The following is a 19,970-nucleotide window of genomic DNA, read 5'->3' as shown; positions in this document are numbered from 1 at the left end:
TGAACGCACCGCGTTAAGCCTTTATGAGCACAATCAGGGTCAGGTAGCTACTCAGCATAAAAAGGGATACCAGCATCTCGGCGCGGCGGAACAGGGCCTCACGGGGTCGGGCCAGGGCCGCGCGGTACAGGGCCAGCGTGGGCAGCAGCAGGCCGCCCAGCACGACGTAGGGCCCTGGGCCGGCGTGCAGCTGGTAGAGCAGCCCGGCCTGCACGCCCACCCCGGCCAACAGCACCAGCACGATGCCGGCACAGGCCCCGGCCAGCCCCAGGGTGCGGGAGTAGGAGTCGATACCCGCCTGCTCGGCCGCCGGCGCGTGGGTTTTTCGGGCCAGCTCGAAGGCAAAGCCCCCCAGCAAGCTCAGCAGCATGAGCAGCACCAGCCGGCCGCTAAGCGCGGGTGCGTAGGCCAGCCACAGCCACCCGATTATCAGAGGCATGATGAGCATGTGCGAAACGGCGTAGAGCAGCAGGCGTGCCCGCAGCCAGGCCGGCGCGAAGAACTCAAAGCGCATTACCAGGCTGTAGGCCAGGGCCAGGGCCCAGCCCAGCACGGCCGGCCCGCCCAGCAGCGCCGACCAGCCCAGCTCCAGGGCCGCGCCGGCCCAGGCCAGGCGGCGCAGCTGCGGCAGCGTCACGCGGCCCTGCTGCAGCACCCGCTGGGGGTGGTTCTGGGCATCAAGGTCGAAGTCCTTGATTTCGTCGAATACGCGGAGGCGAAAGAAAAACGAGATGGTGGCCATAATGCCCAGCCCTTCCCGCCAGCCGAAAGCCCGGCCCGCCCCCGTCGTGCCCGCTACGGCCCATACCGTGAGAAACAGCACCGCAAACAAGGCCATGTTGACCGGCGGGAAGCGTTGGCGCAGATAAGCCCAGAAGTTCAGCATGCTCATAATGGAAGATGCTCACCCGGCTTCGGCCGCTGTGGCGAACAGTACAAAGAGAGCCCATAAAGGGCCGCTTGTCAGGCCGACTTTTGCGATAACGGGACTTTACAATCAGACCTAACACAATCACAAAAATTTGCAAATCAGAGCGTAACGCAATGCGCAAAGGACATCGCGCCATTCTTTCGAGCATTAGCTAACCACCAGAAAAGCTGCTTGCTTTGCTCCCATGATTGCACTGCTATACCGCTTCCGCCTGGCCTTTCTCAGCCTTACGCTGCTGGCTGGCCTGGCCCTTTGGCCGGGGGTGAAAGCGGCCCTGGTGGTCGACAACAGCCTCGCCGTCTGGTTCCTGCGGGGCGACCCGGCCCTGGCGGCCTACCACGAGTTCCGGGAGAAGTTCGGCAACGACGAAGTCGTCGTTATTGCCGTGCGCGCCGGACGGGAGACGTTACTCTCGCCGGCCAACCTGCAGGCCCTAAGGCAGCTGGATGCCGAGCTGGCCGCCTTACCAGCGGTGGCCACGGTGTTTGGCCCCGGCAGCGCCACCCTGCCGCGGCGCAGCCTGCTGGGTTCCTACGCCGCCCCGCTCCTCGCCCCCGGCACCAACGGCGAGGCCGTGCGCGCCGCCCTGCAAACCCTGCCCACGCTGCGGGAGCAGCTGTTCACGGCCGACTACCGCACCGCCCGCCTGCTAGTGGTGCTGAAAGCCAGTGCCGACTTCGACAACCAGCGCGGGCAGCTGCTGGATGAAGTGCGGGCCACCGTGCTCCGCCACTTTCCGGCCAGCCGGGCCCACCTCGGCGGCATTGGCGTGGTGTATGCGGGGCTGAATGCCCTTTCCCAGCAGGACTTCGGGCTGTTCCTGGGCGTGGGCTACCTGCTGATGGGCCTGGTGTTTCTGCTTATCTACCGCGACTGGCGGCTGCTGCTGTACGTGCTGGGGGTAGTGGGCTTTTCCACTTACCTCACGCTGGGCCTCTACGGCACCCTGGGCCACCGCCTCAACCTGATGACCGTGCTGCTGCCCGTCGTCATCATCCTGCTCGGACTGATGGATGCGCTGCACGTCATCAACGAGCGCAACCAGCTGGCCAGCAAGACCACCACCGACAATACCGAGCTGGCGCTGCAGGCGCTGCGTGCCACCTTCTACCCCTGCCTGTTCACCACGCTCACCACGGTGGCCGGCTTTCTGGCGCTGCTCACCAGCCCCATGGCCATTCTGCAGACCTTCGGCCTGTTCACCGCGCTGGGCATTGGGCTCTGCCTGGTTTTCACCTTTGGGCTGGGCGTGTGGCTGCTGCCGCTGGCCCGGCCGGCGGCGCCCAGCACCCGGGCGGCCAGCACGCGCCTGGCCGGCTTCTACGGCTGGGTGCTGCGCCGGCAGGTGCCGCTGGGCACGGCGGCCCTGCTGCTGCTGCTGGGCCTGGCGGCCGGCCTGCCGCGCCTGCGCGCCGATACCTACACGCTGGGCTACTTCCCCCCATCGCACCCCGTCGTGCGCGACCACCAAGCCATTCAGGCCGCCTGGGGGGCTTACCTGCCGCTGGAGCTGCTCGTTACGCCCCGCGCCGGGCAGTCGCTGCACAGCCCGGCCGTGCTGCAGGCCGCCGTGGCCTTCGCCGATTCGGCCCGGCAGCTGGCGGGCGTGGGGCGGATATTCGGCTTTCACTCCCTCTACCTGGGCGGGCTGGAGGCGCGGCTGGGTGAGCGCCGCAGCCGGGTGGCGCTGGGCAGCGCTTCGGTGCTGCGCCTCAGCCACGAGCAGCTGGCGGCCGACTACCCCAGCCTGGCCCGGCAGTTTGAGACGGCCAACGGCGGCACGGGCCGCATCACGGTATCGGGGCCCATGCTTTCGGCCCGGCAGCTTACGGCCAAAACGGATTCGCTGCTGGCCATAGCCCGGGCCACGCTGGGGCCGGTAGCCACGGTGAGGCCTGCCGGCTACCAGCCCATGTACGCCAACATTGTGCAGTACGTCACCGCATCGCAAACCAACAGCCTGCTGCTGTCCTGTGGGCTCGTGTTTTTCCTGGTCTGGCTGTTTATCCGCGACCTGCGCCTGGCCTTGCTCACCGTGGTGCCCAACCTGTTTCCGGTGCTGGTGGTGCTGGGCCTGATGGGCTGGCTGGGCATCACGCTCGACACTGCCACGGCCAGTATTGCCGCCATCGTGCTCAGCTTCAGCGTCGACGACACCATGCACTTTATCTACCACTACCGGCAGCAGCGGCGGGCCGGCCACGCTCCGGCAGTGGCCCGGCTGGCTACCATTACCCACGTGGGCCCGGCCATCGTGCTTACGGGCACCATTCTCTTTTGCGGCTACGCCTTTATGATGCTTGGCTCGCTGAAAACCGTGCAAACCTTTGGAGCCCTGACGGCAGTGGCTATTGCCGGCGCCTTGCTGGGCGAGCTGATAATCTTCCCCATTGTGCTGGCCTGGTTTGATAAGGACTAGGTTGCCTGTACCGGGCTGGCGCCGGCCCGGTCGCAGGCGGTGTATCAGCCTGCAAAGGGCGAGGCGGACAGCGTTCGGCGCAGAAAAGGCAACCGTACCGGCGAATTGCAGTACTATAGCAGTTTCCAGGCTGGTGTACACCTTGAGAAGAAGTTAGACAAGCGTAGCGTAGACACTGCGAGTGCGCGCGGGTGAACGTTCATGCGCGCGCACTCGCAGAGTCCACGCTACATCGGGGCTGTCCCTGAAACGCCACTAAGAGTTAAAAAACCGACCCATTTGAATTTTAACTTTTAACTCTCAACTCAGTACACGAGCCTAAAAACCGCTCTGGGTACCGCCTTAATTTTGCGCCCCTGCTTTCTGTCTTCTGCACCTGCTGCCTTATGTCCCCTTCCACGCCTTCCGTCGACTATCAGCACATCTTCCGCTCGCTCCCCGGCCTGTTCCTGCTCCTGGCGCCCGATGGCACGGTGCTCGACAACTCCGACCAGCACGTAAACCAGGCCATGCTGCCGCGGGAGCAGGCCCGGGGCCGCAACATATTCGAGGCCTATCCTTCGGCCCCCGAAAGCCAGCAGGCCCTGCACGAGTCGCACGAGAAGGTGCGCCACACCCTGCAGCCCGACACCATGCCCCTGCTGCGCTACGACCTGGAGCGGCCGGCTGAGCTGGGCGGCGGCACCGAGGAGCGCTACTGGCAGCTCACCCACTACCCCATTCTCGACAGCCAGGGCCAGCTGCAGTACATTCTGCAGCAGCCGCGCGATGTGACGGCCCAGCACCTGGCCGAGCGCCGGCACGAGCTCGTGCAGCAGCAGCTGACGCAGTCCCAGGAATGGGCCCGCTTCACCCTCGATGCCCTGCCGGTGCTGGTCAACATCACCGACGCCAGCGGGCGGGGCGTCTTCTTCAACCGCCGCTGGCTGGAATTTACCGGCCTGAGCGCCGAGGCCCTGCAGGCCAACTGGGCCCAGGCCATTCACCCCGACGACCAGCCGAAGCTGCAGCGGGACTGGGACCGCAGCCGCCAGCTGGCCGACACCACCCAGTACGAGTACCGCGTGCGGCGCGCCGACGGGCAGTACCGCTGGATAATGACGCGCAGCGTGCCCCACTTCGACGAGCGGGGCCGCGTGGTGCAGCGCGTAGGCGGCGGCACCGACATTCACGACCAGAAGATGATGGTGCAGGAGCTGCTCGACGCCACCGAGCAGCAGGCCCGCCTCTCCGACCAGTCGTACCGCAACGCCGAGCTGGTGAAGCAGCAGCGCCAGACCTTCTACGACCTGCTGATGCACGCCCCGGCGTACGTAAGCATTGTGCGCGGGCCCGAGCACCGCTACGAGTTTGCCAACACGCTGTTCCGCGAGCTGGTGGGCGGCCAGGAGGTGGTGGGCCGCACCGTGGCCGAGGTGTTTCCCGAAGCCAGGGAGCAGCTCACGGCCATGCTGGACGGGGTTTTTCAAACCGGCGAGCCGGTTGTTGGCAAGGAGCTGCAGGTAAGCATCCGCGACAACCAGGGCGGCATGCGCGACGCCTACTTCAACTTTATCTACCAGCGCTTTGAAGAAAACGGGCAGCCGGCCGGCATCACGGCCTATTCCTACGAAGTAACCGAGCTGGTGCAAACCCGCCACGCCCTGGAGCAGCTCCGACGCAGCCCGGCCACCTCAGCAAGTTCCAGCGAGCTGGAAGCCGCGTAAGCAAAACCGGGCTTTACCTCCGGCCGTTCTTGCGGCGCTCGCCCTCGGGCAGCACCTATCTTTTACCGCCTGCAAGCGGCCTTAGCACGGGCTAAAGCCCTTTCTAACCCTCAGGCCTCGTTGCTTAGCCAATGCGGCCCTGCCGGCAGGGCCGCGGATGAGCCTCCCCCCCCGCCGGGCTGCCCCGTGCAGTTATTATCTGTTTCATTACGACTTTAGCATTCCTTTCATTTGCCATGGCCCTTTCACACCTAGACTTTCAGCAGGCCCGCATCAAGCAGGTCTTGTTTAAGTCGCGGCTGCGGTCGGTGCTCTATGGGGTGCGCGAGGCCGAGCCGGAGCTATTCAGCGTGGCCCACAGCCCCTTGGGCGAATGGATACAAACCGTTGTAAAGGCCCGCTTCGGAACCAGCGCCCAGGTGCGGGAGCTGGAGCGCCTGCTGAAGCAGATGCTCGACAAGGGCCAGGAGCTGGCTGCGCTGTACCAGCGGGGCAAGATTGAGGAAGCCCGGGCCGGCCTCGAGCAGATAGACGGCTACAGCCGCCGGATTGAGCTGGCCCTGCAGAGTCTGGAGCGCGAAAGCGGCTCCTGAAGCCTGCCTGGCCGCCGGCTTTTAAAGGTTAAACAGCGCGGCGGCGTTGCGGGTGGTCGCCGCGGCCACTTCCTCCATGTCTTTGCCCAGCAGCTCGGCCACGCGGTGCAGCACGTAGGGCAGGTAGGCCGGCTCGTTGCGCTTGCCGCGGTAGGGCACCGGCGCCAGGTAGGGGCAGTCGGTTTCGAGCAGCAAATGCTCCAGGCCAATGCCGGGCAGCACTTTGTCGGCGCCCCCGTTCTTGAAGGTGGCCACCCCGCCGATGCCCAGCAGAAAGCCCAGGCTGATGGCCTGCTCGGCTTCTTCCGGGCTACCCGAAAAGCAGTGAAACACCCCGCGCAGGGTGCCGTCCTGGGCCTCGGCCACCAGGGCGGCGGTTTCGGCAAAGGCGTCGCGGGTGTGCAGCACAATGGGCAGCTGGTGCTGCTTGGCCAGCTGCAGCTGTATGCGCAGGGCTTCCTGCTGCTCGGCCAGCAGGGTTTTGTCCCAGTACAGGTCGAGGCCGGCTTCGCCCACGGCAGCGAAGGGCCGCTTATTGAGCCATTCTTCCACCTCGTAAAGCTGCTTTTCAAAGTTCTTGCCCACCGAGCAGGGATGCAGGCCCATCATGGCAAAGCAGGTTTCGGGGGCCAGCGCCTCCAGCTCCAGCATGGCGGCTATGCTGGAGTGGTCGATGTTGGGCATCACAATGGTGCCCACGCCCGCCGCCCGGGCCCGGTCCAGCGCCTGCTCGCGGTCGGCCTTGAATTGTTCGGAGTAGAGGTGGGCGTGGGAGTCGGTGATGTGCATCATGCCGCAAAGTTCGGGCCTGCGCCCCTAACGAAGGCCGCCCAGCAGTAAACACACCTAGAGCGCATCCCAGGTTAGTGTGCGAAGGTTATTCCAGACCGGCTCCCCCTCTCCCTTTCGGAAATGCGAATGAAGCATTTTTTGGGGGCGGGGGGGGGGTGAGGCGGACGATAGAACGAAGGCTGTTCTCCAACATGAAAGTGACTGCAAATCAAACCATAAGCAAATAGAGCATTTTGAAAAACGGCAAGGTCAGTTTTATAACTGAAAAATAAGTTGCAAAACTGTTTTCACCGTTATACCTTTGAGCCATGGAAGAGCTAACCAAAACCGAAGAGCGCATCATGCACGTCTTGTGGAAGCTGAAGAAGGCTTTTGTGAAGGACGTTATCGAGCACCTGCCCGACGAGCCCAAGCCACCCTACAACACCATCTCCTCGGTGGTGCGCATTCTCGAGCGCAAAGGCTACGTGGGCTTTAAAGCCTATGGCAAAACCTACGAGTACTTCCCGCTTATCAGCAAGACGGAGTACCGCACAACCAGCTTCAAGCGCATGCTGAGCCAGTATTTCGACAACTCGCCCACTGCCCTGGTCTCCTTTATGGTGGAAGAAACCCTGAGCCAGCGCGAAAAGCAGCAGCTGCTCGACATGCTGCACCAGTCCGACTCCCCCTCCAAGCCCGATGGCGATGCTCACTAGCCTGCTGCTGTACCTGGCCGAAGCCAGCTTTTGCCTGGCCGTATTCGCCTTGGCCTACCGCCTGCTGCTGGCCCGGCTCAGCACGTTTGGCGCCAACCGCGCCTACCTGCTCGGGAGCATGACGGCCAGCCTGCTGCTGCCCCTGCTGGCCTTTCCAGGGCTGAGCCTGCTTTTCCCGGTGGCAGCCGAGCCGGGCGTTGGTCCCCTGCCGCTAAGCTGGCAGCTGGCGCCTTCCGTAGCGCCCGCCCCACAGGCCCCCGGTGCTGCCTCACCCGACCTGGCCGCGCTGCTGGTCCCGGCCCTGGCGCTTATCTACCTGCTCGGCGCGCTGGCTAAGCTCTGGGGCGCGGGCCGAAACGTGCGCAGCCTGCTGGCCCTGGCCCGCCGGCACCCCCGCACCAACATGGGCGGCTTTACCATCGTGGAGCTGCCCGCGCCCAGCCTCCCGGCGTTTTCCTTTGGCCGGCTGGTGTTTCTCTCGCCTCTGCACGCCGGGCTTAGTGCCAGGGAGCGCCAGCTGCTGCTGCAGCACGAGCAGGTGCACGTGCAGCAGCGCCACACCGCCGACCTGCTGTTTGCCGAAGCGCTGGGCGTGCTGCTCTGGTTCAATGGCCTGCTGCCCTACTTCAAAACCCAGCTCAAGGCCGTGCACGAGTACCTGGCCGATGAAGCCGTGGCCCGCACCCAGGGCAGCCCCCTGGGCTACGGCGAGCTGCTGATAAAGCTGGCCGCCAGCCAGCCGCCCTTCGCCCTGGCGCACGCCTTTGCCGGCAAGCAGATTTTTTTACGCATCCACATGCTCACCCAACCCACTTCCACCACCATGCAAAAACTCCGCTTTCTCCTCGTGCTGCCCGTATTCGCGTTTGCCTGGGCAGCCACCGCCTGCGCCGGCTCGCCGGCTGCCGACGCCACCGGGCCGGCTGCCGTCACGGCCGCGCCATCAGCTGTCACGGGCCGCATTGGCCGCATCAGCTGGCAGGGCAACACCTTTCTGAGCACCGCCGAGCTTGACCAGGCGCTGGGGCTGAAGCCCGGCGATGCCTACGACTCGGCCGCCGTGGCCCGCCGCCTGAGCTTCGACCCGCAGGGCCAGGACCTTACCTCGCGCTACATGGACAATGGCTACCTGTTTTTCTCCGTAACGCCCAGCGCCACCCGGCAGGCCGACGGCAGCACCGACCTGACCTTCAGCATTGTGGAAGGCCGCCCCGCCCGCATTGGCACTCTCAGCGTGAGCGGCAACCGGAAAACCTCCGCGGCCTCGGTGCTCCAGCTGACTCCCCTGCGGGCGGGTGACGTTTTCAGCCGGGCCAAGCTCCTGGAGGCCCAGCGCGTGCTGGCCCGGCAAGGGAAGTTCAACCCTGAAAAAATCGGCATCAACCCCCGGCCGGTCATGCGCCCCAACCAGGCTACCGACCTGGTTGACATTGAGCTGACCGTAGTAGAGCTGTAGGCCCACTGCCACAAGGCGGCCAGCTGCTGCCCGTCCCAAGCCCCGCCGTCTGTTGCTGACGGCGGGGCTTTTGATTTGGCTCATCATTCGTCTGCCATTCTCGGCCATTTTCTTAATACCTCCTCCCCTTCCACACCACCGCGCCGCCGAAGAGGCGGAAGCCCAGCAGGCTTACCAGCAGGCCGAGGGCGTAGAAGTCGAACAAGGGCAGCAGCGGCCAGCGCATCGGCAGGCCGGCGCGGCGGTGGGCCAGGCCGGCCAGGGTGCCCTGCACCAGCATTTTCCCCAGCCACACGGCCAGCGCCGCGGCTGGCCCGGCCGTGCAGCCCAGCGCCAGCAGCACCGGCCAGAACATCCCGTACACGGCCAGCTCGGTACGCAGGCGCAGGGGCAGGGCCTCCACGCCGCGCAGCCAGCGGCGGCGCTGCCGCAGCAGGGCGCCCCAGCTGGGAATGGGCAGGGAGTCGGCCCGCGCCTTATCACTAAACACGTGGCGGAAGCCGAAGCCCCGGGCAATTACGGCTTTGAACAGGGCATAATCTTCGGTGACGGAAAACGGCAGGTTTTCGTAGCCGCCGGTGGCTTCGTAAGCCTCCCGGGTCACCAGCATGTTGTTGCCCATGGCCGTCACGGGCCGCCCCGAGTCGCTCACCACCTGAATCAGGGCCAGCGACAGCAGCCAGTCGATGCCCTGCAGCTGGTGAAACAGCCGGGGCCCGCGCACCGCCGTGATGCCCGTGACGGTGCCCACCCCCGGCGCCGCGTGGGCCAGCAGGGCTTCTACCCAGGTGGGCGGCAGGCTGATGTCGGCATCGGTAATGAAAAAGTACTGGGAGGTAGCGTGCCGGGCCAGGTGGGCCAGCACGTTGGCCTTGCCCCGGGCCTGCCCCCGGTTTTCGGCAATGGGAATTATCCGAAACTGTCCGGCAAAGCCGCGCATGGCCTGCCGGGCTACAGCCGCCGTGCCGTCGGTGCTGGCATCGTCGCCGAGCAGCACTTCCAGCAGCTGGGGCGGGTAGTGCAGGGCCCGCAGGCTGGCCAGGCAGCGCGGCAGCGCCGCTTCCTCGTTGCGGGCCGCCAGCAGAATGCTGACGCGCGGCAGCGGCACGGGCAGGCGTACGGGAGCAGGCGCTCCTTTACGCCGGGCAAAGCACCAGGCGCCGTAGGCCACGCCCAGCAGCCACAGCAGGCAGTATCCCAGCAGCAGCACCGTCGTCATAAGGCCGCAAACTGGTAGCCATGCCCGGCGAAGTGCGCCAGCACCCGCGGCAGCACGTAGCGCAGCCGGGCACTGGCCTTGTGGCTGTCGTGAAACACCAGCACGTCGCCGGGCCGCACAGCGGCCAGCGTCAGCCGCAGGCAGGCTTCCGGACGCAGGTCGGGGTCGTAGTCGCGGGTCAGCACCGACCACATCACCACCCGGTAGTGGGGCTGCAGGGCCCGCAGCAGCGGCCAGGTGAGGCGGCCGTAGGGCGGGCGGAAGAGGGGCTTTTGGTGCCCGGTGCTTAGTGCCTGGTGGGTGAAGCTTGCCGCAGGAGGCAGCAGCTCGTCCAATACTTCCTGACAGGCGGCTACGTCGGCCAGGTAGGCGGGGCGGGCGCTGGCCCAGGCGCTGCGGTGGTGCTGGGTGTGGTTGCCGAGGCGGTGGCCGGCGGCCAGGGCGGCGCGGGCCAGCTCGGGGTAGCGCTGCAGGTTCTGGCCCACGCAGAAAAACGTGGCCTGGGCCTTAAACAAGGCCAGCTGCTCCAGCACCCAGGGCGTTTCTTCGGGAATGGGACCGTCGTCGAAGGTCAGGTACAGCACCGGCTGGCCGGCCGGTTGGGCAGGGCCGGTCCACTGGCAGCCGGGCAGCAGGGCGTGCAGCAGCCGGGGCGGCCGCGTCATCACCGCTGCCTCAAGCCACTTGCTCATGAGCGCACCACGTGCATGTAGGGCACGTCCAGGTCGGGCAGCGGACCCAGCATCTCCGCCAGGGCGTGCAGGAAGGCACTGGCCGTATCGGAACGCCCACCGGCGGGGCCGCGGCCCAGGTGGCGGTGGGCCTCGGCGTTGCGCTCGCCTATCACCGTGGGCGTGCCCTCGCCGGTGCTCAGGCCCAGGGTAGCTTCCAGGGTGAAGTAGCGGGGGCGCAGCTCGGGCACATCGTCATCGTCGGGGGCTTCGTTCTGCTCATACACCAGGGCCGCGAAATGGGCTTCGCTGGTGGCCTGCGGCGGCGGCAGCTGCACCAGGGCCGTAACCCGGCCAGCAACCTCGTGCCAGCTCAGGCGCAGGCCCCGGGGCGGTACCTTCTCGGAAACCGGCAGGCCCTCGCCGGCTTTGTCCCACACGTAGTGCAGCAGGTCGCGGGCCAGCCCGGGGTCGCTCAGCTCGCGCCGCACCGCCTCCGGCCGGCGCCAGGCCAGCTGCGGCAGCAGCACATGAACGAAGTTGTAGGGATGGGTACGGGCCATAGCAGGGCAAAAATAGCCTCTGGGTTTTGGTTTCTGGTTTCTTGTTGCTTGTTTCTGGTATGCGTCCGGCCTCTGTCATGGCGAGGCGAAGCCAGGCATACTAGCAAACGTAAACTGGGAAGCCCCGCGGGGGCATGTATCCCAGCAACCAGAAACAAGCAACCAGCAACAAGCAGCTAGGAACTAGAAACCAGAAACAAGCAACCAGGAACTAACTACCAACCGCCTGCAGCACCGCGTCCCACAGCACCCCGGCGCTGCGCTCCCAGGAAAAGCGGTGCAGGTTGTGGGTGCCGGCGGCTACCAGGCGCTGGCGCAGCTCCGCATCGTGCCAGAGCTGGGTGAGGCCGGTGGCGATGGCAGCGGGGCTGTGCGGGTCGGCCAGCACGGCGCCGCCGGGACCGGCCACTTCGGGCATGCAGCTGGCGTCGGAGGTCAGCACCGGGCAGCCGCTGGCCTGGGCTTCCACGATGGGAATGCCGAAGCCTTCGAAGTAGGGCACAAACACGGTGGCCAGGGCCGCGGCGTAGAGGCCGGCCAGCTCGGCATCGGCCACGCGGCCGGTGAAGCGCACGGACTCCTGGTGGCGCATCTGCTGGTAGGCATCGAAGATGGGGCCGGCCTTCCAGGCTTTGCGCCCCACGATGAGCAGCTGCGCATCGGCCACGGCCGCCCCGCCCTCTTCCTTGAACTGGTCGAAAGCCCGCAGCAGCGTGCCCAGGTTTTTGCGCGGCTGCAGGGCCCCCACAAACAGAAAGTACGGCCGCCCGTCGCTGAACTGCTCCCGGATGCGGGTCTGCTCGTCGGGCAGCAGGGGCCGGAACAGGTCGGCCGGCGCATTGTAGGCCACGCTGATGCGCCCGGGCGCAATGCCATAGGTGCGCAGGATGTCGGCCCTGGTGGCTTCCGACACGGCCACGAGGCGGGCCGAGGCGCGGGCAAAGCGCGGCACGAAGAAGTGGTAGTACTTGCGCTGCAGCAGGCCCACGTCGAGGGGAAAGTGCTCGAAGGCCAGGTCGTGCAGCACGGTTACGCGGGGCACGGTGGTGGCCAGGGTGGTGAAGCCATCGGGGCTGAGAAAGGCCGCCGGCCGGTGCCGCGCCAGCCACAGTGCTACCGCGCCCTCAAACCAGGCCACGTATAAAAAGGGGTGCCGCGCCGGGGGCAGCAGCACGTGCGGCACCACGTTGGGCCCAAAGAGGTAGCGCGGGTCGTAGGCCCGGTCGAACAGGAAATGAAACGTCACCTCCGGGTGCTGGCGCACCAGCCGGCTCAGCGTTTCGTAGCTGAAGCGCCCAATGCCTTCGAGCTTGTCGCCCGGCAGCAGAAAACGGGTGTTGACGGCGATATCCAAATTGAATTAAAAATTATGAATTATGAATTGGCATAGCGCCCTCATCCAGATGGCACCGGCGGAAATAGAATCAATTTTTAATTGATAACTTTTAATTTTTAATTCCCTTTCCAGGGCGCAGCTGCTGAATCTCCTTTTTCTGCACCAGGCCGGTGCCCAGCACAATCAGGCCATACACCAGGGCCATGAGGCCGGCTTCCAGCCACCAGCTCAGGTACAGGCCGGTACGCAGCACGTACCAGGCGCCGCACAGCATGCCAAAAGCCAGCAGCAGGCGCGAGAGGATGCGCCAGGGCAGCACCACGCCGGTGCGCCGCGCCACCAGCACCAGGTAGGCGCCCGACACGGCCACGGCACAGGCCAGGGTGTTGAGCGAGGCCGCCACGGCGCCGTACCGGGGCAGCAGAACCAGGTTCAGGCCCACGTTGAGGGCGATGCTGCCGGCTACCACCCAGCTCACGGCCCGCTCGTGCGTGGTGCTGGTGAGCAGGGTGCTGTAGATGGCGAAGAAGGCATGCACCAGCACGTTCACAAACAGAATCTTCAGGCAGGTACTCATGCGGGCCAGCTCGCCGGCCGTGCTGTGGCTGAACTGCCAGAACAGCACCTCGCCCCGGAACAGCACAAAGGCCACCACAAACAGCAGCGGCAGCGTGAGCACGCGCTGCCCGAACCAGAGCAGCTTGCGCTGCTGCCGGGCCTCGTGCTGCACGCTGGCAAACTTGGCAAAAAACAGGGGCAGCACCGTCCAGGCGTACATCATCACGGCATCGACCCAGCGGTAGGCCCCGGCGTAGTAGCCCGCCTCGGTGGGCGAGGCCAGGCGCTCGAGCATCACCATGTCGATGCGCTCGTTCATGCCGTAGAGCAGCGTCATCATGGCAAAGGGCAGGCTGGCGCTCAGGGCCGAGCGGGCCTGGGGCCAGCGCCAGCGGTAGCGGATGCGGCCAAACAGGCGCGTCATCAGCCCATACAGCAGCACGGCCGTGAAAGCGGCGGCCCCAAGGCGGGCCCCCACGTAGTTGTGCAGGGTGAGGCCGATGGGCAGCAGGGCCACCACTACCAGCAACAGCAGCAGCTTTTCCACCACCGACAGCACAGCATCGGTGTTGAACTTCTGGTGGGCCTGCAGGGTGCCCCGCAGAAACTGCCCGTACTGGGTGAGCAGCAGCGCCCCGCCCACGGCCACCAGCAGGGCCAGCTCGGCGCCGCGGTAGCCCAGCACCCAGCCCACGCCCAGCATGGCCGCCAGGGCCACGGCGTTCAGCCAGCCGCGCAGGGGCAGCAGCGTGGGAAAGGTTTCCTGCAGGAAACCCGGCTCGGCGGCCACGCGCTTAACGGTATAAGGCGTGAGGCCCAGGTCGGACAGGGCTGCCACCACCAGCGTGAGCGCCGACAGGGCCGTAATCAGGCCGAACGTGGCGTGGCCCAGCCGGTCCTGCACCAGGTTTTCGACCACCACCCAGCCGGGCTTAACCAGCAGGTTGAGCAGGACGACGATGCTGATATTGCCAAAAAACCGTTTGATGCCGAGTAGATGCTAAGAACGAACCATGCCCTGGCGCGGCACCGGGTGCCTTGCGCCCCGCAAAGCTACGCTACAGCCGTGCGGCGGCCATTGCGGGCACCCTGCGCGCCCATTTTCGGGCTATCTTTGCCTGCCGTTGGTCTGTTTGCCGTGAAAGCGCGGGCAAAACCGCGGTTTGTTCGCTCGTTCGCTATTTATGTCTGCATCTTCTTTTTCGCTGCTTGGTCTGGGCCCCATTATTAATCGTTGGAAATACCTGGTGGGATGGGCCGTGGTACTGGCAGCTGTCGTAAGCATCGTTGTTGCCCTGCTGCTGCCCAATATCTATAAGTCGACCTCGGTTTTTTTTCCCACCAACCCGCAAACGGCAGACCCGGACCGGCTGCTGGGCAACAACGAAAACAAGCTGGAGCTGGGGGGCCGGGCCGAAGACCTGGACCGGGCCATCACCATCGGCGAGTCGCAGCCCGTGGCCGACTTCATCATCAGAAAGTATAACCTCTATAATCACTACGGGGCCGGCACGCCCGGCGACGATGCCGCCGACAACTACGTGCTGCACGAGTTCAACAGCAACCTCAACATTGTGCACAACGAGCGCGACGCCATTGAGCTCACGTTCATGGACCAGGACAAGTTCCTGGCCGCCAAGATTGCCAACAGCATGGTGGAGGCCATCGACTCGGTAAACCAGCAGCTGACCATGGAAAACCGCCGTAAGCTGCTGGGCCTCTACAGCCAGCGCTACGACTCGCTAAAGGCCGGCTTCGAGCGCAGCCGCCGCCAGCTGATTGCGGCCCGCAACCGCTACGGCATCTTTGGCTTTGAGATGCAGGGCCGCTACATGGTGAAGCAGCTGATTGAAACCGAGGCCGCCCTGCGCAAAGCCGAAGCCAGCGGCGGCGACGTGGCCGGCCTGCGCCGGGCCCTGCGCGGCCTCACCAAGGCCGACGGCGGCAACCTCATCAATGTGGAAAGCTACGTGCGCGGAGCCGACTCGCTGACCATGTTCACCAGCCGCGTCAACAACCTGCAAACCCGTTTGATAGAAGCCCAGGCCGCCTATGAGACTGCTCGCCTGGGCCTGACGGGCCGCGTATCGAGTGTGTACGTCGTGCAGAAGGCCTACCCGGCTACCAAAAAAACCAAACCCGTGCGCTGGCTGATTGTGGTGGGCTCGGTGCTGCTCACCTTCTCGCTGTCGGTGGTGGTGATTACGCTGCTCGAGCTGTACCGCTACAATCAGCGCCAGCCGCAGGGAGGCTTGTCGTGAGTGTAAGCGAGCTGCTGCACCGGCTCCGGCCCGTTGATGGGCCGCAGCGCGTTTTTGTGGGCTTCGTGCTGCTGCTGCTGGCTGGTGGCACCCTGGCGGCCTTCACCCAGAACCCCGTGCTACTACTGCCGGGCGTGGCGCTGGTTGGCCTGCTGGTGGTCTTCATCGAGTGGCGCCTGCTCTACTACCTGCTGTTTTTTATTCTGCCCTTCTCCCAGGAAATCGGCTTGCCGGGTGGGCTTAGCATGGACCTGCCCTCCGAGCCGCTGATGCTGGCCCTGACGGCCTGCGTGGCCGGCGCCTTCCTGCTCGGCACGGCCCGGCTGCCGGGCCGCGAGCTGCTGCACCCCATTGTTATTGTGCTGCTGCTGATGCTCCTATGGGCCGGCGTCGACATCCTCTTCTCGGTGGCCCCGGTGAAGTCCGTCAAGTACCTCATGGCCAAGGTGTGGTACCTCACGCCCTTTATGCTGGGCACCTTGCTGATAATGCGGCGCCCGGCCCAGGTGTGGCAGTTTGCGGCCGTGTACGCCGCCGGGGCCTGCCTGAGCGTGCTCTACGTGGCCAGCCGCCATGCTCGCTTCGGCTTTTCCTTTGGCACCATCAACGGGGCGATACAGCCCTTCTTCGGCAACCACGTGATTTACGCGGCCACGCTGGCGCTGCTGATTCCGTTCTGCTTGTACGGGGCCAAGGCCACGCGCCGGCAGGGCCCGCGCCTGGCCTGGCTGGGGTTGCTGGGCGTGCTACTGTTCGGGCTATTGACATCCTACACCCGGGCCTCCATTCTTTCGCTGCCCATTGCGGGCCTGTTTTACCTGGTGATGCGCCTGCGCCTGACCAAGGTGATGCTGCTGGCCGTGGCCCTGGCGGCAGGCAGCGGGGCGTTCTACTTTATGAGCGCCAACAACTTCATGCTGTACGCCCCCGACTTCGAGAAGACGGTATTCAACGGCAAGGACTTTAACAAGCACCTCGAAGCCACTTATAAGCTGCAGGATGTGTCGGGCATGGAGCGGGTGTACCGCTGGATAGCAGCCTCGCGCATGATTTCCGAGAAGCCCTTGGTGGGCTCGGGCCCGGCTACGTTCTACCCCGAGTACAAGCGTTACACGGTGAAAAGCTTCCGCACCTACGTAAGCGAAAACCCTGAGAAGTCGACCACCCACAACTACTTCCTGCTGCAGCTGGCCGAACAGGGCCTGCCGGGCTTCCTGCTGTTTGTCGTTCTGCTGGCAGTGGCTTTATTATCTGCTGAGCGCCTCTATCATCAGGCCCGTAACCCGGAAGTGCGCCGCGTAGTGCTGGCGGCTGCGCTCTCGCTTATCATCATCATTTTCCACCTGCTACTCAACGAGCTGGTGGAAGTCGACAAGATTGGCTCGGTGTTCTTCCTAAGCCTGGCCCTGCTGATTCGGGCCGAGACGTGGGTGCGAGAGGGAGTTAGTGAGTAGTGAGTAGTGCGCAGTGAGTAAAAGGTACGTGTCATTGCGAGCGCAGCGAAGCAATGACACATCAGCACATCAGCACATCAAAAATCACTTAAACCGGCAGCTGAGGATGGTCACATCATCTGCGAACTGAGCGGCTTTGGCGCTGAAAGCTTCGATGCGGTGCAGCAGCTCCTGGTGCAGCTTGGCCAGGGGCAGATAGCGGTTGTGCTGCAGCACCTGCAGCACGCCTTCCTCGCCAAACTCGGCCCCCTCAGCATCGAATACCTCCGTGAGGCCGTCGGTGTAGAGCAGCAGCAGGGACTGGGGCTCTATCTTCACCTCCCCTACCCGCATTAGCGGCAGCTCTTCCATGATGCCCAGCATCACGGTGCCGGCGCTCAGGCGCTGGGCTGGGCCGTGGTCGGGCAGCAGAATAGGGTCGTTGTGGCCGGCGTTGACGTACTGCAGGCTGCGGGTGCGGCGGTCGTAGATGCCCAGAAAGGCCGTGATGAACTTCTCGCCGCCGGAGTTGCGGAACAGCAGGTGGTTGAGCTCGGGCACGATGGTGACCAGCTCCACGCCCTGACGCAGCAGGGTGCGCAGGCCCGCCTGGAAGTTGGACATGAGCAGCGAAGCCGGCACGCCCTTGCCGCTCACGTCGGCCACGCACATCAGCAGGCGGTGGGCATCGATTTCGACTACGTCGTAGTAGTCGCCGCCGATTTCGGTGTGGGGCACGTAGCTGCGCTCCATGGCCAGGTGGCCGTCGTTGGGCAGCTGCCGCGGAAACAGCATGGCCTGCACCTCCTGGGCAATCTCTATCTCCTTGCGCACGGCGGCATCCAGCACGCGCTGGCTTTGCAGGCGGCGGTTTTCCACGGCCCCCAGCAGGGTGTTGGCCAGCGAGCCGAGGAAAGGAATGAGCTGCTGCCGCTCGTAGTCGTGGCGCAGGCCGCCCACGAAGATGTAGGCCGCCGTCTGGTGCTGGCGCAGGATGGGAATCAGCAGCTCGTACCGGTCCCAGTCGGGGCCTAGGTTAAAGTCTTCGACGGCCCGGGGCTGGGTGATATTTTCTTCGGCCAGCACGGTGGGCAGGGCCAGGCGTTCGGCTTCATCGGCGTCGCGCCCCAGGGCCACGCGCACCCGGAACCCGTTGTCTTCGCGCGCAAAAAGCAGCAGCTGCACCACGGCGCGCTGCCCCTGCAGGGTGAGGCGCAGCATGCGGTAGAGCTCGTCCTCGCTGTGGTCGCGGGCCGTCATGTCGTGGGCCACGCCCAGCACCGTATCCAGCTCAAACTGCTTGAGAAACAGCTGGCGGCGCAGCTGCTTCAGCTGCTCGTCGCGGGCCGCCACCACCTGCGCGCCGGTGGGGTCGGTGGGCTTGTCAGTAGAAGCAGGAACGGCGGCGTGCGACATGAATTAGGCCAGAAGGCAATGGGGGTAGGTATAGGCAGAAAACAAATTTACCCATTTACCGCGGTTTTCGGGTCATAGGCATCACGCAGCCCATTACCGAGCAGGTTAAAGCTAAGCACGAGCAGGGAAATGGCCGTGCCCGGCAGCAGCGTCAGCCACAGGCCGGCCTCGGTGCCGAGCAGGTCGTAGCCCTCCTTCACCATCAGGCCCCAGCTGGGGGCGGGGGGCTGCACGCCCAGGCCCAGAAAGCTCAGGCCGGCTTCGAGCAGGATGGCCGCGGCAAAGTTGCTGGTGGCCAGCACAATCAGCGGGCCGCGCATGTTGGGCAGCAGGTGGCGGGCAATGAGCCGGTGCGTGGGCAGGCCCAGCACCCGGCCGGCTTCCACGAAGGTGGCCGAGCGCAAGCTCAGCATCTGCCCCCGCACCACCCGGGCCACATCCACCCACATGGTCAGGCCCACGGCTACAAAGCTGACCCACACGCCCTTGCTGTCGAGCGCCAGGGAAATGGCAATCACCAGCATGATGCCGGGAATGCTCCACACCACGGTCATCAATCCCAGCAGCAGCGAGTCGACCCAGCCGCCGAAGTAGCCGGCCAGGGCCCCGATGGCCATGCCCAGCACCAGCGAAATAAGCACGGCCACGAAGCCGATGCCCAGGGAGATGCGCGTGCCCAGCAGCAGGCGGCTCAGCGTGTCGCGCCCGGCTTTGTCGGTGCCCAGCCAGTGGGTGAATGAGTGAATGGGTGAATGGGTGAATGAGGCTTTGATGCGCTGGGGCGGGGCTGGAGCGGTGCCGGGGGCGGTCCAGGGCCGGTACTCTACGGAGTCGGCGCCCAGGGTGCGGTAGCTGCCCGGGGCAATGGCTATTTCCTCGAACTGGGGCTCGCGGCCGTGCAGCCAGGTAGTGAATATGTTGCCTGCTGCCGGAGCTGAACCCGCTACGGGCAGGCGCAGAAACTGTACCGTGAGCCCCGGCGGCTGCTTTTGCAGGGCCACAAAGCCGTGGTTGGCGTTGGGCGAGCTGTCGGGCAGCACCCAGTAGCCCAGCAGCGCAATCAGGGTGCAGAGGGCAATGAAAAGCAGCCCGGCCAGGGCCGGCTTGTTTTGCAGCAGGCGCTGCCGCACGTAGTAGCCGGGGGGCCGCGCCTGGGCCGCGGTGAGGGCCGCGCCGGCCAATGCTGCCGTGGTTGCCACGGGCTAGCGGGTGTTATGCTGCAGCAGCCCTTCCTTGGAGGCCAGGTAGGACGCGTCGCGGGCGATGGCGCCAAAGGAGGTGGTTTCGTAGGCCAGCTCGGTGTCGGGGTCGGGCCAGAAGCTGCGGATGAGGCCCTGCTCCAGCAGGCTGCGCAGCTGCTTTTCCAGCTCGGGCGCGGGCAGGCCGGTTTTCTCCGCCAGGGTGCGGAAGGTAGTCACGAAGTACAGCTCGTCGAGCAGGTCGAATTCGGCGTCGGTCACGGGTAATTTCGGGCTAGATAGTGGCCTGACAAATGTAAGCCGTGCGCACGGCAGGTTGGCAGGTTCAGGCTCCTTCCGCATGATGGCATCTACCTTTAGCCGTCCCAAAGCCCCTCCCACTGCGGCTGCCGGTTCACTTTCTCTACCTGCCATGTCCTTCCGCTTCATCCGTCGGGCTTCTCTACCGGCCATAATATTCTTGGGGCTTACCTGCTGCGAGCAGCACAAGCCCTCTTCCAACTCTGCCGACCAGCCGGCCCCGCCGCCCGCCGCATCAGAGTCAGCGCAGCGGCCAGTGTTGGCCGCTGTCGGCTGCTCCTACAATAATGATGTATCAACCTTTGGACGCGGCCTGGTTGGTGCTCCGGCTCAGTTCGAAGCTGTTTAGGAAGTAGGGTGCCAATAAAAAAGACTTCCACGACGAGGCGAAATTTGGGGTGCGACCCACCTCATTTTTG

General features: G+C 65.1%; 17 protein-coding genes. 7 read left to right on the top strand and 10 right to left on the bottom strand.

The genetic code is table 11. From position 1 onward, the window contains the following. Nucleotides 1–13 precede the first annotated feature (13 nt). The gene (locus ABD919_RS08550; protein WP_345235573.1) at nt 14–886 is read right to left on the bottom strand and encodes a UbiA prenyltransferase family protein; all 873 of its coding nucleotides are present in this window, start codon (nt 884–886) and stop codon (nt 14–16) included. A gap of 229 nt (nt 887–1,115) precedes the next feature. On the opposite strand from ABD919_RS08550, the gene ABD919_RS08545 reads away from it, so the two are divergent. The 3 genes from ABD919_RS08545 (at nt 1,116) to ABD919_RS08535 (ending at nt 5,649) form a co-directional block, all read left to right on the top strand. Beyond that, nucleotides 1,116–3,350, top strand: coding sequence for an efflux RND transporter permease subunit (locus tag ABD919_RS08545; protein ID WP_345235572.1), 2,235 nt, complete (start codon nt 1,116–1,118; stop codon nt 3,348–3,350). A gap of 386 nt (nt 3,351–3,736) precedes the next feature. Then, entirely contained in the window at nt 3,737–5,056 is a 1,320-nt protein-coding gene (locus ABD919_RS08540) for a PAS domain-containing protein (protein ID WP_345235571.1), read from the top strand. Between the two features lie 236 nt (nt 5,057–5,292). Next, a complete protein-coding gene (locus ABD919_RS08535; protein WP_345235570.1) occupies nt 5,293–5,649 on the top strand; it encodes a hypothetical protein in 357 nt (118 codons plus the stop codon). A gap of 21 nt (nt 5,650–5,670) precedes the next feature. Here the strand turns inward: ABD919_RS08535 and ABD919_RS08530 are convergent, their stop codons facing one another. Then, complete coding sequence (locus tag ABD919_RS08530; RefSeq protein WP_345235677.1) at nt 5,671–6,438, bottom strand: TatD family hydrolase; 768 nt, start codon at nt 6,436–6,438, stop codon at nt 5,671–5,673. Between the two features lie 311 nt (nt 6,439–6,749). Between ABD919_RS08530 and ABD919_RS08525 the strand changes: the two genes are divergently transcribed. Beyond that, a complete protein-coding gene (locus tag ABD919_RS08525) occupies nt 6,750–7,139 on the top strand; it encodes a BlaI/MecI/CopY family transcriptional regulator (RefSeq protein WP_345235569.1) in 390 nt (129 codons plus the stop codon). Next, the gene (locus ABD919_RS08520; protein WP_345235568.1) at nt 7,123–8,595 is read left to right on the top strand and encodes a POTRA domain-containing protein; all 1,473 of its coding nucleotides are present in this window, start codon (nt 7,123–7,125) and stop codon (nt 8,593–8,595) included. Before ABD919_RS08525 ends, ABD919_RS08520 begins: the two co-directional genes overlap by 17 nt. Before the next feature lie 112 nt (nt 8,596–8,707). Here the strand turns inward: ABD919_RS08520 and ABD919_RS08515 are convergent, their stop codons facing one another. The 5 genes from ABD919_RS08515 to ABD919_RS08495 all read right to left on the bottom strand — a co-directional run bounded on the left by ABD919_RS08515 (nt 8,708) and on the right by ABD919_RS08495 (nt 13,903). Next, a complete protein-coding gene (locus ABD919_RS08515) occupies nt 8,708–9,814 on the bottom strand; it encodes a glycosyltransferase (RefSeq protein ID WP_345235567.1) in 1,107 nt (368 codons plus the stop codon). Then, nucleotides 9,811–10,506, bottom strand: a complete 696-nt coding sequence (locus ABD919_RS08510) for a polysaccharide deacetylase family protein (protein ID WP_345235566.1) — start codon at nt 10,504–10,506, stop codon at nt 9,811–9,813. Before ABD919_RS08510 ends, ABD919_RS08515 begins: the two co-directional genes overlap by 4 nt. Continuing rightward, entirely contained in the window at nt 10,503–11,048 is a 546-nt protein-coding gene (locus tag ABD919_RS08505) for a hypothetical protein (protein ID WP_345235565.1), read from the bottom strand. The genes ABD919_RS08510 and ABD919_RS08505 overlap by 4 nt, the downstream gene beginning before the upstream one ends. A 211-nt stretch (nt 11,049–11,259) precedes the next feature. Continuing rightward, a complete protein-coding gene (locus ABD919_RS08500; RefSeq protein ID WP_345235564.1) occupies nt 11,260–12,402 on the bottom strand; it encodes a glycosyltransferase family 4 protein in 1,143 nt (380 codons plus the stop codon). Nucleotides 12,403–12,493: 91 nt separating this feature from the next. Then, the gene (locus tag ABD919_RS08495; protein ID WP_345235676.1) at nt 12,494–13,903 is read right to left on the bottom strand and encodes an oligosaccharide flippase family protein; all 1,410 of its coding nucleotides are present in this window, start codon (nt 13,901–13,903) and stop codon (nt 12,494–12,496) included. 223 nt (nt 13,904–14,126) lie between these two features. Here ABD919_RS08495 and ABD919_RS08490 point away from each other — a divergent pair, with 223 nt between their 5' ends. Then, complete coding sequence (locus tag ABD919_RS08490; RefSeq protein WP_345235563.1) at nt 14,127–15,203, top strand: GumC domain-containing protein; 1,077 nt, start codon at nt 14,127–14,129, stop codon at nt 15,201–15,203. Continuing rightward, on the top strand, nt 15,200–16,657 hold the full coding sequence (locus tag ABD919_RS08485; RefSeq protein WP_345235562.1) for an O-antigen ligase family protein: 1,458 nt from the start codon (nt 15,200–15,202) through the stop codon (nt 16,655–16,657). Before ABD919_RS08490 ends, ABD919_RS08485 begins: the two co-directional genes overlap by 4 nt. A gap of 84 nt (nt 16,658–16,741) precedes the next feature. On the opposite strand, the gene ABD919_RS08480 is transcribed toward ABD919_RS08485, so the two are convergent. From ABD919_RS08480 to ABD919_RS08470, 3 genes are read right to left on the bottom strand one after another with little or no spacing between them, the layout of a single operon-like run. Beyond that, complete coding sequence (locus ABD919_RS08480) at nt 16,742–18,052, bottom strand: PP2C family protein-serine/threonine phosphatase (protein ID WP_345235561.1); 1,311 nt, start codon at nt 18,050–18,052, stop codon at nt 16,742–16,744. Nucleotides 18,053–18,099: 47 nt separating this feature from the next. Then, the gene (locus tag ABD919_RS08475; RefSeq protein ID WP_345235560.1) at nt 18,100–19,251 is read right to left on the bottom strand and encodes an ABC transporter permease; all 1,152 of its coding nucleotides are present in this window, start codon (nt 19,249–19,251) and stop codon (nt 18,100–18,102) included. A 3-nt stretch (nt 19,252–19,254) separates the two neighbouring features. Then, nucleotides 19,255–19,512 (bottom strand): helix-turn-helix domain-containing protein, encoded by a 258-nt coding sequence (locus tag ABD919_RS08470; RefSeq protein WP_345235559.1) that lies wholly within the window; start codon nt 19,510–19,512, stop codon nt 19,255–19,257. Nucleotides 19,513–19,970 lie beyond the last annotated feature (458 nt).

Origin of the sequence: Hymenobacter saemangeumensis, assembly GCF_039541835.1 — a bacterium.
In the GTDB taxonomy this organism is placed as follows: domain Bacteria; phylum Bacteroidota; class Bacteroidia; order Cytophagales; family Hymenobacteraceae; genus Hymenobacter; species Hymenobacter saemangeumensis.
Note: the sequence above shows the minus strand (reverse complement) of the source record. Positions and strands in the feature narration are given on the sequence as shown.